Source organism: Nocardia donostiensis (assembly GCF_002081715.1).
Taxonomy (GTDB): domain Bacteria; phylum Actinomycetota; class Actinomycetes; order Mycobacteriales; family Mycobacteriaceae; genus Nocardia; species Nocardia donostiensis.
This window is the reverse complement of sequence record NZ_MUKP01000023.1, coordinates 20,775-36,605: the sequence shown is the minus strand read 5'-3', so window position 1 is coordinate 36,605 and position 15,831 is coordinate 20,775. Positions and strand designations below refer to the sequence as shown.

The 15,831-nt window shown below is 67.4% G+C and carries 12 protein-coding genes; 5 read left to right on the top strand and 7 right to left on the bottom strand.

Annotated elements, in window-relative coordinates:
* Window positions 1-10 precede the first annotated feature (10 nt).
* The 3 genes from B0T44_RS16280 to B0T44_RS16270 form a co-directional block, all read right to left on the bottom strand.
* A complete protein-coding gene (locus B0T44_RS16280; RefSeq protein ID WP_077120453.1) occupies window positions 11-379 on the bottom strand; it encodes a DUF3054 domain-containing protein in 369 nt (122 codons plus the stop codon).
* Window positions 380-475: 96 nt separating this feature from the next.
* On the bottom strand, window positions 476-1,564 hold the full coding sequence (locus B0T44_RS16275) for a lysylphosphatidylglycerol synthase transmembrane domain-containing protein (RefSeq protein WP_077120451.1): 1,089 nt from the start codon (window positions 1,562-1,564) through the stop codon (window positions 476-478).
* A 7-nt stretch (window positions 1,565-1,571) separates the two neighbouring features.
* Window positions 1,572-3,095, bottom strand: a complete 1,524-nt coding sequence (locus B0T44_RS16270; RefSeq protein WP_077120565.1) for an adenylate/guanylate cyclase domain-containing protein — start codon at window positions 3,093-3,095, stop codon at window positions 1,572-1,574.
* 100 nt (window positions 3,096-3,195) lie between these two features.
* On the opposite strand from B0T44_RS16270, the gene B0T44_RS16265 reads away from it, so the two are divergent.
* Both B0T44_RS16265 and B0T44_RS16260 read left to right on the top strand, forming a co-directional pair.
* Complete coding sequence (locus B0T44_RS16265; protein WP_077120449.1) at window positions 3,196-4,437, top strand: AI-2E family transporter; 1,242 nt, start codon at window positions 3,196-3,198, stop codon at window positions 4,435-4,437.
* Between the two features lie 145 nt (window positions 4,438-4,582).
* Entirely contained in the window at window positions 4,583-5,242 is a 660-nt protein-coding gene (locus B0T44_RS16260) for a DUF1707 SHOCT-like domain-containing protein (protein WP_139347970.1), read from the top strand.
* 15 nt (window positions 5,243-5,257) lie between these two features.
* Here the strand turns inward: B0T44_RS16260 and B0T44_RS16255 are convergent, their stop codons facing one another.
* From B0T44_RS16255 to B0T44_RS16240, 4 genes are all read right to left on the bottom strand, one after another.
* A complete protein-coding gene (locus tag B0T44_RS16255) occupies window positions 5,258-8,764 on the bottom strand; it encodes an MMPL family transporter (RefSeq protein ID WP_077120445.1) in 3,507 nt (1,168 codons plus the stop codon).
* Window positions 8,764-9,492 carry an NYN domain-containing protein gene (locus tag B0T44_RS16250; RefSeq protein ID WP_175648116.1) on the bottom strand — a complete coding sequence of 243 codons (729 nt, stop codon included), beginning with the start codon at window positions 9,490-9,492 and terminating at the stop codon, window positions 8,764-8,766. Before B0T44_RS16250 ends, B0T44_RS16255 begins: the two co-directional genes overlap by 1 nt.
* Window positions 9,492-10,208 (bottom strand): tRNA (guanosine(46)-N7)-methyltransferase TrmB, encoded by a 717-nt coding sequence (gene trmB, locus B0T44_RS16245; protein WP_438269027.1) that lies wholly within the window; start codon window positions 10,206-10,208, stop codon window positions 9,492-9,494. The genes B0T44_RS16250 and trmB overlap by 1 nt, the downstream gene beginning before the upstream one ends.
* A 196-nt stretch (window positions 10,209-10,404) precedes the next feature.
* Entirely contained in the window at window positions 10,405-11,769 is a 1,365-nt protein-coding gene (locus B0T44_RS16240) for a lipase family protein (RefSeq protein ID WP_081512206.1), read from the bottom strand.
* A gap of 189 nt (window positions 11,770-11,958) precedes the next feature.
* Here B0T44_RS16240 and B0T44_RS16230 point away from each other — a divergent pair, with 189 nt between their 5' ends.
* From B0T44_RS16230 to B0T44_RS16220, 3 genes are all read left to right on the top strand, one after another.
* Window positions 11,959-12,741 carry an SDR family oxidoreductase gene (locus tag B0T44_RS16230; protein WP_077120438.1) on the top strand — a complete coding sequence of 261 codons (783 nt, stop codon included), beginning with the start codon at window positions 11,959-11,961 and terminating at the stop codon, window positions 12,739-12,741.
* A gap of 70 nt (window positions 12,742-12,811) precedes the next feature.
* Window positions 12,812-13,948: a hypothetical protein gene (locus tag B0T44_RS16225; protein WP_077120437.1), complete on the top strand. Its 1,137-nt coding sequence runs from the start codon at window positions 12,812-12,814 to the stop codon at window positions 13,946-13,948.
* Between the two features lie 238 nt (window positions 13,949-14,186).
* The gene (locus tag B0T44_RS16220; protein WP_081512219.1) at window positions 14,187-15,677 is read left to right on the top strand and encodes an amino acid adenylation domain-containing protein; all 1,491 of its coding nucleotides are present in this window, start codon (window positions 14,187-14,189) and stop codon (window positions 15,675-15,677) included.
* Window positions 15,678-15,831: the final 154 nt, after the last annotated feature.

The window sequence follows — 15,831 nt, the reverse complement described above, 5'->3', positions numbered from 1 at the left end:
GCGCGGGAGGTCAGTTGAGCGCCCGGATGGCGGTCCGCCAGCCGAGCAGGAAGAACGCGAGTACCGCGCCCGCAACCAGGAAGAAACTGAACGCCGTGCCCTGACCGCTGACCACCCGCAGCAGCATCCCGGCGATCACCGTCGTCACCCAGATAACGACGCCCGTCGGCCACAACCGCGTCCCGTCGAACGGTGCATCACCGCCGCGCCGGCGATCCAGCACTATGGCGATCACCCAACCCAGCGCCAACCCCGCCGCGAACGGCCACACCGTGTACAGCAATCCGGCGAGCACTGCCTCCTCATGACTGCGCCTGCCGATCATGCAGAACACAACCACCAGCAGCAGGTCCACCGCGATCGGCGCAATCTTCTTCACGCGCGCCAGCCTAGTTCCTGATCACACCCCCGGAGCGAAGCCTGAAGCACACCTCAAAGCACACCCCGGAGCGAAGGCGGAGGTACGCCCGTACGCTCATACCAATCGCTCGAATTCCTTTTCGTATTCGTCGTCGTCGGCCTGGCGTTTGCGGAACAGGAACGCGAAAACGATCCAGCCGACGATCGCGACCAGAATGAAACTCACCATGCGGTACACGAACGCTGCAGCGACTGCTTGGAAGGCGGGCAGCCCTGCGGCAGCCGTCAGACCGTAGATGAGGGTGGCATCCACATAAACGATGCCGCCTGGCGCGAACGGAATGGACCCGACGGCCTTGCCTGCGGCGAATGCGATGAGCAGACCCGCCCAGCGCGGATCGCCGCCGATCGCATAACAGGCCGCGCCAAGGCATGCGACATCGGCGAGCCGGTGGACGATCGCCCATCCGGTCACTCGGACACCGTCGCGACGTCCCATATCGACCGATTCCAGCTGGGTCAGCAGTTCGGCGATCTTGCCTGCACCGAAATCGGCGGGACGTTTACGTACCCGATTGAACACTGCGAGCCCACGGTGCAGCAGCTTTTCCAAGGACCCTGGGTTGCTGGCGATATAGTTGCCCGCCCACACCAGGGCGGCGACCGCAGCCAAGGACAGGACGAGTTTCACCGGCCCCACCCGGCTGCCGGCGAGCAGGGCACCGGTGACACCGAGCAGCGCGAGTCCGGCAGCGGAGACGACACCGGAGAACACCAGTTGCCAGGAGGCGACGATCGGGTTCGCGCCCCATTTACGGGTCTGCCGGTAGGTGAACGCGGTGGAGAAAACCTGCCCGGCGGGCAGGGTCACCGACATGGCGGTGGCGCCGTAGACAACAGAAACCGATTTACGTTGACTCACCGCGACGCCGCCGGTGCGCAACAGTTGTTTTTGCACCCGGCCGAATCCGCTCATCGACATCGCCTGCAGGGTTATGCAGGCGGCAACCCACCCCCAGTGGATTTCGGTGAGTTTGCGCCACGATTCGTGCAGCCGGGGCCATAGGTAGATGCCCTCGCCGATCAGCAATATCAGCAGCGCCACGCCGGCGACCCATTTGATCCACCAGAATTTTCCGCGCCGGTTTTCGGCCTGCGAAAACGACACAGCCGACTTGGTGTTGTCGGTGTCGTCGTCGGCCATCACGCGCTCAGCCTAACGAATGGGCCTGCTGATCGTCCGTGCCGTCGATCACGTCTGTGGCTTCCTCGCGCGGCCAGGACAACCGGGTTTTCCTGCGGCGCCCGCGCAATTGCACCTCGTCGCCGGACTCCCAATGCCGCTGTTCGCTTTCCTCGGCGAAATACAGTGCCGAACCGGAAGCGAGCACGCGCCCAGGCTGGTCTTTGGCGAGTTCGGTGAGTCGGGACGCCTCGTTCACGGGGTCACCGATCACCGTGTATTCGAAACGGTTGGCCGCGCCGATATTGCCCGCGACCGCCAGCCCCGCCGACACACCGATGCCGATATCCAGCCCGGGCACCTCGCGCAGTGCCCGACGCAGGTCGCGGGCGGCGGCCAGCGCGGCGGTGGGAGCGTCCGGCCGGTCCAGCGGCGCACCGAAGATCGCCAGCGCGGCATCGCCGACGAACTTGTTGACAAAACCGTTGTGCCGGTCGATCACATCGACCACCACCCGGAAGAACTCGTTGAGCAGGCTGACCACCTCGGTGGGCGGGTGTTCGGCTGCGGTCGCGGTCGAGCCGACCATATCGACGAACAGCACCGCCACGAACCGGGTCTCCCCGCCCAGTTCCGTGCCGTAGTCGAGGGCGCGTTGGGCGACATCGGCGCCGACGTGCTGACCGAACAGTTCCTGCAGCTGCTGCCGGGTGGCGGCCTCCTCCATCATCCTGTTGAAGCCGACCTGCAGCAGGCCGATCTCGCTACCGTCGAACACCTCGACCTGCACGTCCCGCGCACCCTCCTGCACCCGGTTGATGGCCTGGCTGAGCTGGCGCACCGGGTCGGAGATACTGGACGCGGTGAGCATCGACAGCGCCAGCGCCTGCATGATCACCACTCCGCACAGCAGCAGGATCGAGATGGCCAGCGACTGCGCCGAGAACTTCACCTCGGAGGAGATCTGGGTGACGCACAGCAGCACGATGGCGATGGTTGGCGCGAATGTCCCCATACCCCAGGTCATCGCCATCCGGGTGCCGACACCGGGTGTGAGGGTGTGGTCGAAGGTGCCCGCGGTGAGCGCTTCGGCGGCGACTGGGCGCAGGATCCGCTCGCCGAGCATGTAGGTGAAGCCGAACACGAGGGTGGCGGCCATACATTCGGTGACGATCACGGCACCGGCCAGCGCGGGAGTTTCCACGATGATCAACGAGGCCAGCACCGCGCCGCCGACCAGCCATAACGCCAGATGCAGGATGGCCTGCCGCAGCGGAGCGTGCAGCGCCGCCATCTGCTCCTGGCGGCTCGGCGGCCCGCCGCGTACCTGCCAGCGCATCACTGGACGCAACATCAGCGCCGAGGCGAGCACACTGAGCAGACCCCCGGTGACGAACACGACCCCCGGGATGAGCAGTCCGATGCGGCGGGTACCGGGTACGTCGCCTTCCGGAACCGGCAGCCCGTATTGAATAAATGCCCACACCAGCACCGCGCCGAACGCGTTGGCCAGCAACATCGAGGTGAGATAGAGCGGCCAGCGCGTATGCATGGTCTGTTTGACCGCTTCCAAGGGCGCTGACACGATCACTAATCTAGCGTCCGAAGCTTGCGCCCCTGTGTGCCCGGGTTCGGCCGATAGGCTATCGGAGGTGAGCGAGCCGAAACCGACGGCGGCCGACGCCGTACATCCGATTGTGCGCACGACAGCGGAATGGGCGTGGCGACTGCTGGTCATTTTCGCCTTCGCGCTGGTGCTCGCCATGGTGGTGCAGCGGCTCGCGACAGTGGTCATCCCGTTGGCGATCGCCCTGCTTGCTGCCGCGCTGCTGGCGCCGCTGGTGGATTGGCTGCAGCGGCGCGGGGTGCCGCGGGCGCTCGGGGTTTTCGTGGTGCTGGTCGGCTCGCTCGGCCTGGTCGCCGGGACCTTGACCTTCGTTGTTGAACAGTTCGTGGTCGGGGTGCCGCAGCTGTCCGACGAGGTCACCGCGAGCATCCACAAAACTCAGGACTGGCTGATCAACGGCCCGATGCATCTGAGCGACGAACAGATCCGCACCGCGGGCGACACCATCGTCAAAACCATCGAATCCAATCAGGACGCGCTGACCAGCGGAGCGCTGACCACCGCAACGATGATCGGGCATATCCTCACCGGCACTTTCCTGACCCTGTTCATCTTGATCTTCTTCATCTACAGCGGGGACCAGATCTGGCATTTCGTCACCCGGATCGTGCCCGCCGCGCACCGCGAGCGGGTGCGTATCGCCGGTGAGCTGGGGTTCGGGTCGCTGGTGGGTTTCGTGCGGGCGACGGTCGCGGTGGCCGCGGTGGACGCGATCGGTATCGGTGCCGGGCTGGCGATCCTGGGTGTCCCGCTGGCGCTGCCGTTGGCTTCGCTGGTGTTCATCAGCGCGTTCATCCCCATTATCGGCGCTTTCCTCGCCGGGTTCGTCGCGGTGTTCATCGCACTGGTGACCAAGGGTTTCGTGACCGCGCTGATCGTGCTTGGCATCATTATCGCGGTGATGCAGCTGGAAGGGCATGTGCTGCAACCACTGCTGCTCGGGCGGGCGGTGAGTATCCACCCGCTGGCTGTCGTGCTCGCGATCACCACCGGTGTGGTGGTGGGCGGTATCGCGGGCGGCCTGCTCGCGGTGCCGTTCGTTGCGGTGATGAACACGGCGATCCGTTCGCTGCTCGCCGCCAACCCCGAAGAACTGTTCGGGCAGCTGCGCGACGACGCGGAAAGGGGCCTGTACACCGCCGAACCGGACGAGCCCGAACCGGGGCGGTTCGATATCGCAGCGAAGGTCAGCGAGTTGGGGGAACAGCAACGCCCCGTTATCGAGGCCGGAACGAACCCGGACGAGAACACCTCACCGAAGAACTGACAGCAGAAGCTACCTAGCTAGGGAGGCCGGTTCCGGGCGGTATCCGGGTTCGCCCTGATGCGGACACGTGACTCTGCTCGGTAATCTCGAACACATGGGCGGCCCCGATTCGGTTTCAGATGGCGTCGGAGGTGTCGGTTACGGCATAGGTGATCGCGACCTACGTGTTTCCGACGCTGAACGTGAACACGTCGGCGAGCTGCTGCAGCGTGCCGTCGGTTTGGGCATGCTCTCCCTGGGGGAGTTCACCGAGCGGATGGACACCGCGCTCGCCGCAAAAACCCGAGGCGAGCTGAACTCGGTACTGATCGACCTACCGGGTGTGCGGTTGGTCGGCGAACCGGTGACACCCCGCCCCCCGTACCACCACCCCCACGTCCCGCATTCGCGAACGCAGCCAGGGGCCGCCGCCGCGGCCGCGATGGGGGCAGTCGTCCCCGGTGCGGTGCTTCGTGGCCGGGTATCGAGTATCGCCCGCCGCGGCCCCTGGCAGGTTCCGCCCGTGCTGCGGGTCAACAGTGTGGCCTCGACTGTGACCCTCGATTTCACGGCCGCGATGATGACTACGCAGGTGGTCGAAATTCAGGTCGACGACTATGCCAGCACGCTGACCCTGATCGTGCCCACCGAGGCCACCGTTGACCTCAACGGTGTGGACCTGGTCGGTGGCAGCGCCAACAACAAGGTCCACACCGGGCCGCCGATCGGGCCGTTGCATCTGGTCGTGCACGGCCGGGTCCGCTTCGGGTCGGTTATCGCGAAGCATCCGTTCATGGCGCAGTGGCGCAAGCTCCTTGGCCCCTGAGCCAAGGAGCGGGCGTCACTCCTGTTCGCGGCGGCGCAGCAGTTCGTTGACGCTCACCGTGCGGCCGTCGTTCGAGTGATGCCTGCCTTCGTCTGCGCTGGGCGGCGTGACGCGGCGCCGGGACGAACGTAGTTCGGCCATCCAGTTCTCGATGCTGTTGCGGTTGTCCTGGTCGGCGGTGGTCTGCTCCGGTTGTTCCTGCGGCTGCTCCGCATACTGCGGCTCCGAATACCGCGGCGTTTGCGGTTCCGACGCCGGTGGGGCGGGCCGCTCGGCGGGGCGGGTGACCGGCTCCGGGTCGGGCTGCTGAGCCTGGAGGGGAGTTGTCGCCGCGCGGGGGGTGGAGATCCGCGGCATCAGCGGGCGGGGCATCGGCGCGGAAGCCTGACCGTCCGCCTCAGGTGTATGGCCCGGGTTCGGCGACGGGGCGTTGCGTTGGCCGGGTGCGTTGTAAGGCGGGGCAGCCGACGGGGTCCGAGGACCGGATTCGGGTGCCGCCGAGGGGTTGCGTTGGCCGGGGGAATCGAACGACGGCGGTGTGTGCGGTGCGCTCCGCCGCCCGGAAGGGTCGAAGTCCTGCGGCGCGGGAGGCCGGTGTTCGTCGAGAACCGGGCGAGGGGCCGACATCTGGGTATTTCCGGCCGAACCCGCCGAGGTTCGCAGGCGCAGCGACGTGCCGGGGGCGTTGCCCTGATCCGCAGATTCCGGTGCACCGGTCGCTTCGGTGCTGTGGGAGGCGCCCGATATGCGGCCGGGCGTCGCGGTGCCGTGATCAGCAGCCCGGCCTGCATCGGAATCGGCGCCGAGCCGGAACAGACCGGTCGGCGACTGACGGGACGAGCCGGTCACCTGTCCGTTGCCTGCCGCGCTGCCACCGGGGTTCGCCGCAGATCCGCCAGGAGCGTGCGAGCCCGAATTTCCGGTCGGACCCGCGGGCGGGCGCTGAGCAGGCCGCGGACCGCGCGGGGGCGCGACGGGTTCTGACCTGCCTTGCGGCGGGGTCGGCCCGGAGTCGGGCCTGCCCCGCGGCGGCGTAGCCCCTGATCCGCCCGGCGGGTTGGCGCGGGGGCGGGTCGGGTCCGGTGAGGTCGGCATCGGCTGCGCCGGGTTGCTGACCGCGCGCGGCCGCCGGGGAGGCCCGGCAGGTGGCGGTGTGGCCGGGGAACTCGACGGGGCAGACGGTTTTTTGGGAACCGCATTCAGGTGCGCAGTCGGCGCTTCGGCTTCGATCTCCTGAACGGTCCGCGGCCGGTGCGGGGTCTTGCGCTGTTTGTTCGTGGGCAGCGCGGGCATCTGCATTGTCACCGGGTCGGTGACCGGTGTGGTCTTGACCAGGTCCACCACATCGCCCTTGGTGGGGCGCTCGTCGTCGAGGATCGGTTCGCCGAGCCCGATCTTGCGCTGCACCTTCTTCATCCACTCGGGCGCCCACCAGCAGTCGTCGCCCAGCAGTTTCATTGTGGCGGGCACCAGCAGCATGCGCAGGATGGTGGCGTCGATGAACAGTGCCGCGATCATGCCGTAGGCGATGTACTGCATCATCACCAGATCGGAGAACGCGAACGCGCCGGTGACCACGAGCAGGATCAGCGCGGCGGCGGTGATGATACGACCGGTGTGCGCGGTGCCGATGCGTACTGCCTCGGTGGTGGACGCGCCTTGGGCGCGAGCCTCCACCATGCGCGAGAGCAGGAACACCTCGTAGTCGGTGGACAGGCCGTAGATGATGGCGATGATCAGCACCAGCACCGGCGACATGATCGGCTGCGGAGTGAAGTTCAGCAGCGTCGCGCCGTGGCCGTCGATGAAGATCCAGGTCAGGATGCCCAGCGTCGAGCCGAGGCCCAGCGCGCTCATCAGCGCGGCCTTGATCGGCAGCACCAGCGAACCGAACGTCAGGAACATCAGCAGCGTGGTGACGAACACCACCAGCGCGATCATCAGTGGTATGCGTTCGACCAGCGCGTCGATACTGTCCTGCTGGATCGCGGGCTGTCCGCCGACCAGCATCCGGACGCCGTCGGGAACGTCGAGCGACCGCAGATAGTCGATGGTGGCGTCGGCTTCATCCGAGTCGACCAGCGTTGCGGTGGTCCGGAACACGTCGGGCTGTTCGATCGAACGTGACGGCACCGCGAACTTGCCCGCCAAACCGGGAGCCTTATCGGCTTCCCTCCACACCTTGGCGATCGCATTGGTGTCATCGGAGACGAAGACCAGCTCGATCGGGTCGGATTTGCGCAGCGGGAAGATCTCGTCGAAATTCTCCTGCGCCAGCCGGGTTACATTGTCCGGCGGCAGATAGCGTTCGTTGATCCCGCCGAAGGCCAGGTTCTTGACCGGGATGATCAACAGCAGCAACAGGATACTGATCGGGATCGCGATCTTGAGCGGATGCTGCATCACCCAGCGGGTGCAGCGGCCCCAGATGCTGTTCTCCACCTCTTCGGCGGATTTGGTTTTGCGGAACCGCTTGAGCCCGAGCATGTCCACCCGCGGCCCGAGGATGCCCAGCATCGCGGGGAGCACGGTGATCGAGGCCAGCGCCGCGAGCGTAACGGTCGCGATGGTGCCGTAGGCCACCGATTTCAGGAAGCCCTGCGGGAACAGCAGAATGCCGCCGAGACTGGCGATGATCATGGTCGCGGAGAACACGACCGTCCGCCCCGCCGTCATCACCGAACGCCGAACGGCCGCCGGAGTGTCGTAGCCTTCGGCGAGCTCTTCGCGGAACCGGCTGACGATGAACAGGCCGTAGTCGATGGCCAGACCTAGACCGATCATCGACACGACGCCGGAGACGAACGAGTTCACCTCGGTGAAGTTCGTCAGGATCATGATGATCCCGTTGGCCCCGAGCACGGTCAGACCACCGACGATCAACGGCAACGCCGCCGCGACGATACCGCCGAAGATGAAGAACAGCAGCACGCCCACCGCGGGGATGGCCAGCAGCTCCATGCGCTTCTGGTCGTCGGCCATGGTGTCGTTCAACGTGCCTGCGACCGCCTGCAGCCCCGCGACCTGCACGTCTACGCCGTCGATGTAGAAGACGTCCTTGACGGCGCGGAAGTTGCGCACCATCTCGGTGTCGTTGTCGCCGACGATCGCAATGGAGGCGAAGGTGTGCTTCTGGTCCTTCGAACCGAACGTCGAGGGCGCGGCCGGGCCGGTGTCGGTGGCCCAATAAGCGCCGTTGACCTTTGCGATCTGGTCCGGGTACTCGCGCGGCAGCCGGTTCAGGTTTTCGACGATCTTGTCCCGGAACTCCGGGTCGTGGATCGTTTTGCCCTCCGGCGCGGTGTACAGCACGATCACGTCACTGTCGTGATTGCGCCCATAGGCCGCGTCGGCGATCCGCGCGGCCTGCGCCGATTCGGAGGTCGGGTCGTCCCACCCGCTGGAGCTGAGATGGTCGCCGAGTCCGAAGCCGTAGCCACCGAGACCGAGCAGAGCCGCAACGACCACACCGATAACGGCGAAGCGCAGCCGGTAGACCAGATCGCCCCAGCGGGTGAACACTAAGCGACTCCTTGTGCGGGGCGAGAGGTGAGCAGCGCCGACAGCGGCCGGAACGGCTGCAGCCAGGCGCCCTCGTCGGGCAGCGAATCGAGGCTCACCCTGGGCAGCGGTTCACGGAACACGCCCGGGATGTCCTCGAGATCGACGAACTCGAGCGTATCGGATGACACCGCCCAGCTCGCATGCTCGCGAAATCCGAGCACCTGAACGGGTACTCCGGCGGCGGCCAGCTGTTCGAGCGGTTCCCGGAACGCCTGCCCATCGGCGGAGGCGACCATGATCCCGGCCAGACCCGCGCCGCGGCTGCGCAGCGCGATATGGGCGAGCATATCCGAGTCGACGTCGGAGTCCTCGTCGATCTTGGGTTTGGCGAAGACCGCGTAACCGACATTGCGTAACGCCTCGACCCATGGCCGCACCACATCGGCAGTACCGGGCGCGATATTGGTGAACACGGTTGCTTCCGGTTCCACTCGCTGCCGTTCACCGACCGAGAGTTCGGCGGTGCGGGCCAGCAGCCAGCGGCCGAGAGCGTCGAAGCGCGGCCGGTAGGCGGCGGTCGGCCTGCCGCCGAGGATGGCGCCGAGGCCCATATCCAGATTCGGAGCGTCCCATACCAGCAGCACCCGCCGCAGATCCGATGTTCCCCCGGTCACCACCTCGGTATCCGGCTCCTGCAGCCCGCCGGCAACATCGCCGGCGGCTGGGGCCATCTCACTGACGCTCATCATTCGATCTTGCCCCATATGAACTCGTTGATGGCGCTGCCTGCGAGATGTGCCTTGCTCTCGAATTTCGTCACAGGACGCTCGAAACCGATCGGGGCGGTGCCGTGGTGCTCGGCGCTCACCCCTCTCATAGGCTCATTAGCCTCATTGACCTCGTTGAGGTCGGTCAGCAGGGGTTCCGCGGCGCCTACCTCCGCGATGTGATCGGCGTAACCCGCATGGTCGGTCGCGATATGCAGCACACCACCGGGCCGCAGCCGGTTGGCGATCAGCGCGACCGTGGCCGGCTGCAACAGCCGGCGCTTGTGGTGGCGTGCCTTGGGCCACGGGTCGGGAAAGAACACCCGGACGCCGGTCAGCGACTCCTCGGCAATCATATTTTCCAGCACATCTACCGCATCGCCGCGCAGCAGCCGAATGTTGCTGATCTGCTCGCGTTCGATTTGCTGCACCAACTGCGCCAGGCCCGGCTGGTACACCTCGATGCCGATCAGATTCAGCTGCGGCTCGGCCTGTGCCATCGCCGCCGTTGCGGTCCCTGTACCGCAGCCGATCTCGATGACCAGCGGAGCGTCCCTGCCGAACCAGGCCGCGGCGTCGAGCGGTTCGTCGGCGACTTCCCTGCCGACCAGCGGCCAGGTGCGATCCCAGGATTTCTGCTGATTGGGGGTGAGTGCGCCGCGCCGGGACCGGAAACTGGTCACCCGTGGGTACAGGCGGGAACCGGTCTCGGTTCGCCGACCGTTATCCGGAGCCGAGGTGGTGGACGGTGAGCCCGGAACTGACTCGGCAGTATTGTTCGCGGCGTCGTTCACGCCGACCATTGTCCAGCATTCGGCGATATGCGCCGAACGGGACCGCCGTAACCGCCCCAGCACTGGAGGTCGTCTCCCGTGCATCCGGCCATAGGATTCACGCGGCGCGGTCCTGTGCCGCCTCGGTCACGGGAGCGGGTTGCGCCCGCAGCGGCCTGCCCAGGGTGACCAGCGTGGCGGTGGTGGCCATTTCCAGTAGTCCGCGCATTCCGGCCGCCGACGCCGCCACCGACCAGACCGTGCGATCTGTCGTTTCCTCCGCGCGCTGCCCGGTCAGCCGGTCGGCCAGCCAGTTCAGGCTGAACGGTGTGGCCAGCGGCAGCAGGCTGAAATGTTCGCTGAGCCGGTCTCGCACATAACTCACGGTCGCGCCGCCGCGGCGGTAGCGCCGCACCTGCTCGTCGACCCCGTCGATATGGATGATCTGGTCGTGTATCGGCTGGACCACCAGCAGCGGGCACGACGGCGCCGTATTGCCCAGCCGCAGTTCGTCCAGCATCGCTTGCAGATCCGGTGCGGCCAGCACCTCCTCGAGCGGGCGCACCAAGTAGTCGTCCATCTTCTTGTTGGCCAGGCCGATGATGGCGGCGAGCGTGGTCGACCGTTCGGCACGGGCGATGAACTCGTGCCCTGCGGCGGTGAGCTCGTTCTGAATGACCGCCCCGAGCGCCGGATAAATACGACGCAGCGCGGCGATCACGATAGCGGGCAGTCCGGCGAAATGGCCGCCGTTGAGCCGGACGAACACCGCACCGGGATCGCCGACCGGCGCGCCGAGTACCGCGCCGACGATATTCAGCTCCGGGGCGTAGGTCGGTGCCATCTCCACCAGCCAAGAACTGGCCATCCCGCCGCCGGAATAGCCCCAGACCGCGACCGGTGTGCGCGGGGTGAGCCCAAGCGGGCCGAAGGCGAGCGCGGCGCGGATACCGTCGAGCGCGCGGTATCCGGGTTCGCGCGGGGCGCCGAAATTACCGCGCCTGCCTTCGTGGTCGGCGATGCTCACGGCCCAGCCGCGGCGCAATGCGTTGGCGACGAGCAGCCATTCCAGCTGGGTGATCGAGCCGAATGCTCGTGCACCGTGACGCAAGGCGTAAGAGGGGGAGCAGCGTTCGGCCACCGCATCCATCGCGGACTGAAACGCCAGCAGTGGGCGGGATTCGGCCGGGTCCGCGCCGTGCGGGAGCAGCACGGTGGTGACCGCCGCCTCCGGGGTGCCGTGCAGGTCGCAGCTGCGGTACAGCAGTTGCCAGGCCGATACCTGCTGCGGGATCAGACCGAACAGCGCGATATCGACCTTCCTGGTGCGCAGGATCGTGCCTGCGGGCAGTGCAGCGAACTCGGCGGGCGGATGCAGGAACGGATCATGGCTGGGCAGCAGTGGCCTCGCGGCCGAGGCGGTGGTGCCGGTCGGTCCAACCAGCTCGGTCAAATATGTGCGCGCGCGGCAATCAGCGGTCATCGACCCTCCTCGTCGAGGCCCGATGCGCAGTTCCCGGGCACTACCAACGGCCGTGCCTGCCCATGCTCCAAGACAAGCTGCGCACCGTCGGTGTGCTGGCCGTCGGGACAGGTTAGGTGAGGCTGCCCGGTCTGGGAAGCCCTCGCGACGGCCACCGTGGCGGTGTTTCCGGCGATTACACTGCCCGGCATGGGCAGACCCACGGTGTTCATCACGGGCGCGGCGGCCGGGATCGGTCGCGCGACAGCCTTGTATTTCGCTGGGCGGGACTATCTTGTGGGTGCCTATGACATCGATGAGCTCGGCTTGTCCCGGCTCGCGGCCGAGATCACCGGCGCAGGTGGGCAGGTGCGCACCGGGGTTCTCGATGTGACGAACGCCACTCACTGGTCGGAGCGGCTCGCCGAATTCCATGCCGAAACCGGCAGGCTGGACATCCTGGTCAACAACGCAGGCATTCTGCGGGCGGGCCGGTTCGAATCCATCGACCTCGCCGCACATCAGGCGATCATCGACGTCAACTTCACCGGCGTGCTCACCGGAACCCACCTGGCCTTCGCCTACCTGCGCGACACCCCGGGCGCGCAGGTGGTGAATCTGTGTTCGGCGTCGGCAATTTACGGGCAGGCCGAACTCGCCAGCTACGGCGCGACGAAATCGGCGGTCAAAAGCCTCACCGAGGCGTTGGATCTGGAATGGCGACGCCACGATATCCGGGTGATCGCCATCTGGCCGTTGTTCGTGGACACCGCGATGGTGTCCGGTGTGGACACCGGGTCGACGCGCTCACTCGGGGTGCGGTTGATCGCCGACGATGTGGCGGCCGGGATCTGGCAGGCCACCCGTAAACCGTCCCGGTTACCGAAGGTGCACTACGAGATCGGTGCCCAGGCCAAACTATTGGCGGTGGCGGCCAAGTACGCGCCCAACTGGGCGGTGCGGGCCGTGAACAAGCTCGTCACCGGGTCCTGAGCTTTCGGCTCTGCGGCGCGATCGGCCTGGGTTCTGACAGAATGCGGCCGAAAGAAGGGGGTTCGCACCTATGCCGACAGCGACCGGACCGGAGGGGAACATGCTCGAACAACGCGCGCTGATACAGGCAGGCGATCAACTGGACGAGCTGCTGGAAACCTTGCGACGAGGTCCGGGCACGGATCCGCGGATCGGCTACCAGGCAGGGCTGGCCGTGGACCGCTGGCGCACCCCGCCCTATATCCAGGTGACCGGCCGCGCCAGGTCGGGGCGCACCACGGTGCTGCACGCGCTGGCGTTGCTGTCGGCGGTGGAAACCGACCCCATCGACGAGCCGGGTGTCACCGAACCGGAACTCGACGGCGATATCGTCGTCTATGTGCTGGCGGGTGCGCCGTCGCAGGCCGACCGCCGAGTCCTGGGTTCGCTGCCGCGCGAACGCACCATCGTGGTGTTGAACAAGGCCGACGCCATCGGTGCACGCTGGGCCGATGCGGTCGCGGCCGCCGATCAGTACGCCCGCGAGTTGCGTTTGCCCACGCTGCCGGTGGTGGCCTCGCTGGCGGTGCGGACCAGGGCGGGCGCGGTGGCCGAGGAGGATATGGCAACGCTGCGTAGGCATGCCGACGCCGACCCGTCGTTCACGATCTCGCCTGAGCTGTTCACCTCCGCTGCGGCGGGCCCGGATGTCGCCGAACGACAGCAGCTGCTGGACCGCTGGGAGCTGTACGGGGTGAGCTGCGCACTCACCGCGGTACGCCACAAACCGGATATCACCGCCCAGGCTGTACTGCAGATCCTGCATTCCGCCAGCGCTATCGACCCGCTGCACCGGCAACTGCATCGCCGCTACGAGCAGGTCTCGGCCCTGCGCGGCGGAGAACTGCTCGACGAGCTCACCAGGCTGGCCGCGCGTGCCGTGCCGGGCGACGGCGGCCGTGCCAGGGATGTGCTCGAGGATTACCTCAACGGTGACGACGCCTTGTGGACCGGTCTGTGCGCCGGACTGGCCCGCCCCGAAGTTGCCCACCTGGCCGCAGGCTACCCCTCACCCGCTCCCGCTGACGCCGACGACGCCCTGGCCAGGGCGGTGCGCTGGCGTGCGGTCGTCTCCAGTGATATGCCCACGGCGGCCCGCCGCGCCGCCGTCCGGGTGCACAACGGGTACGTCCGGCTATGGGAGCGCATGAGCAGTGTCGGTCTCTGATCCTCTACGCCCCGTCACCAGCGACTCGACGTCACCAACGTCGTCCGCCGCCGAACCGTCATCGGCAGGGGAGCTGCCGGTTCCTGCTGCATCGGCATCGATCCCAGCAAGTTCGGATACTGGGCCACCAACGGTAGGGGTGCCGCAGGCGGGCAGTGGCTCGGTGCCGACCGCTGCGCTCTGGGCCGAGCCGCTGTCCCCAGGCGGGGCGAAGCCGACTGATACGGCTGGTGCGCAGGTGGCTGGCCGGGAATTGCCAGCGGAGTTGCTGGCGGTGGTATCCCGCTGGAATCCGCAGGGAATGGCGCTGCTGCGAGCTATGAATACGGAAAGCGACGGTGCGGCGGTTCTGCTGATCGGGCCAGACGACGCGAACACCACCCTGTTGCGCACCGAGCTGGCGCGGTTCGAACCGCGGGTACCGCTCGGCAACCCGGTACTGGAGCCGGCCCTGGCAGTGCAGACCACAGCACCGCCGGGAGCGGATGCGGCGGTGGCGCTGGTCCTGCTCGATGCGGGAACAACGCTGGGCGCCGACGATCTCGCGATGCTGCGCAGGCTGCGCGGCGACGGTATCCGGGTGCTGCTTGCGATGAACGGAACCCACGCCCACCAGGACTGGCGCGCGGTCCGCGACCATGATCTGGCCCTGCTCGCCGCCGACGGCGCGGGGGATCTGGATATCGTGCCGGTCTCCGCGCGGCTGGCGGCGGCAGCGCGTAACTCCGGCGATTCCGCCCTGCTCGACAGCTCCGGGCTCGGGCTGCTGCATGCGGCGCTGATCGCCGCGATCGGCACGGCCGATAGTAAGGAAAGCAGGCGTGCGGTGGTGGCCACCCGTGTCGTCGACGAGACCAGGAAGCGGATCACCGAGCAGGTCGCGGTCTTGCGTTCCGGCGCGGAAGCGGCGCAGCTGCGGGAGGAACGGGCGAAGCTGCTGGCCGGGCGTGACGGTGGCCAGGCCACCGCCATGTCCACCCTGCGCGGTCAGCTGCACCTGGCTCGGGTGGATTTGATGACCGCGGTGGGCGGGCACGTGCGTGGCCTGCACACCGTGGCGCGGGCCGAACTCGATCGCCTCGACCGGTCGGAGCTGGGCGACTATCCCGACCGGCTACAGCAAGCGGTGGCCGAGTTGACTGTCGCTGTCGACGACGAGATCGAGCGACGGCTCGTCGAACTGGCCACCCGGGTCGGGCGGCCCCCGGAGGAAACGGGACCGGTGCGCCGCGATTCGGCGCCCCGGGTCGGCCCGGACCCGGAGGCGAGGCCGCGCGGTGTCGAAGATCACCTCATGATCGCCCTCGGCGCATCGGCCGGTGTCGGTCTGGGGCGTTTGGTCGTCTCCCCGCTCGCGCTCGTCCCCGCCCTCGATGTGGCGAGCGTGCCGGTGGCGCTGCTGCTGGGCGCGGGCGTAGCGGCCTGGGTGGTGCGGGCGCGCGGGCAGCTGGCCGACCGCAACCATCTGCGGCAGTGGGTGGCCGACGCGTTGGCGAATGTGAAGGCCGAACTCGAGCAGCGCGCGGCGACTGCGCTGGTGGAAGCGGAAACGATGCTGGCCGATCGGCTGGTGCGCGCGGGGGCCGAGCACCGGGTGGAAGCCGACCGGAAAGCGGCCGAATTGGAGACTCGGATTCGGCGTATCGCTGCCGAACAACCCGGCCGGCTCGCCGCCTGTCAGCGCGATATGGCAACCATCGATCACTGGCTCCCGGCTGGGGTGCAATAGACGGGGCGCACGCGACCGAGGCGCAATTGCCGAGGCCCGCTCGGACACCCTCATCGATGGGGAACCCGGTTCCTTATCGGCCGTCATATCGCGTTAACCTCTAAGCAGGAACCTGGGCGTCCGCTTCGCCCTGTGCATCGCCGCGGGCGCGGCG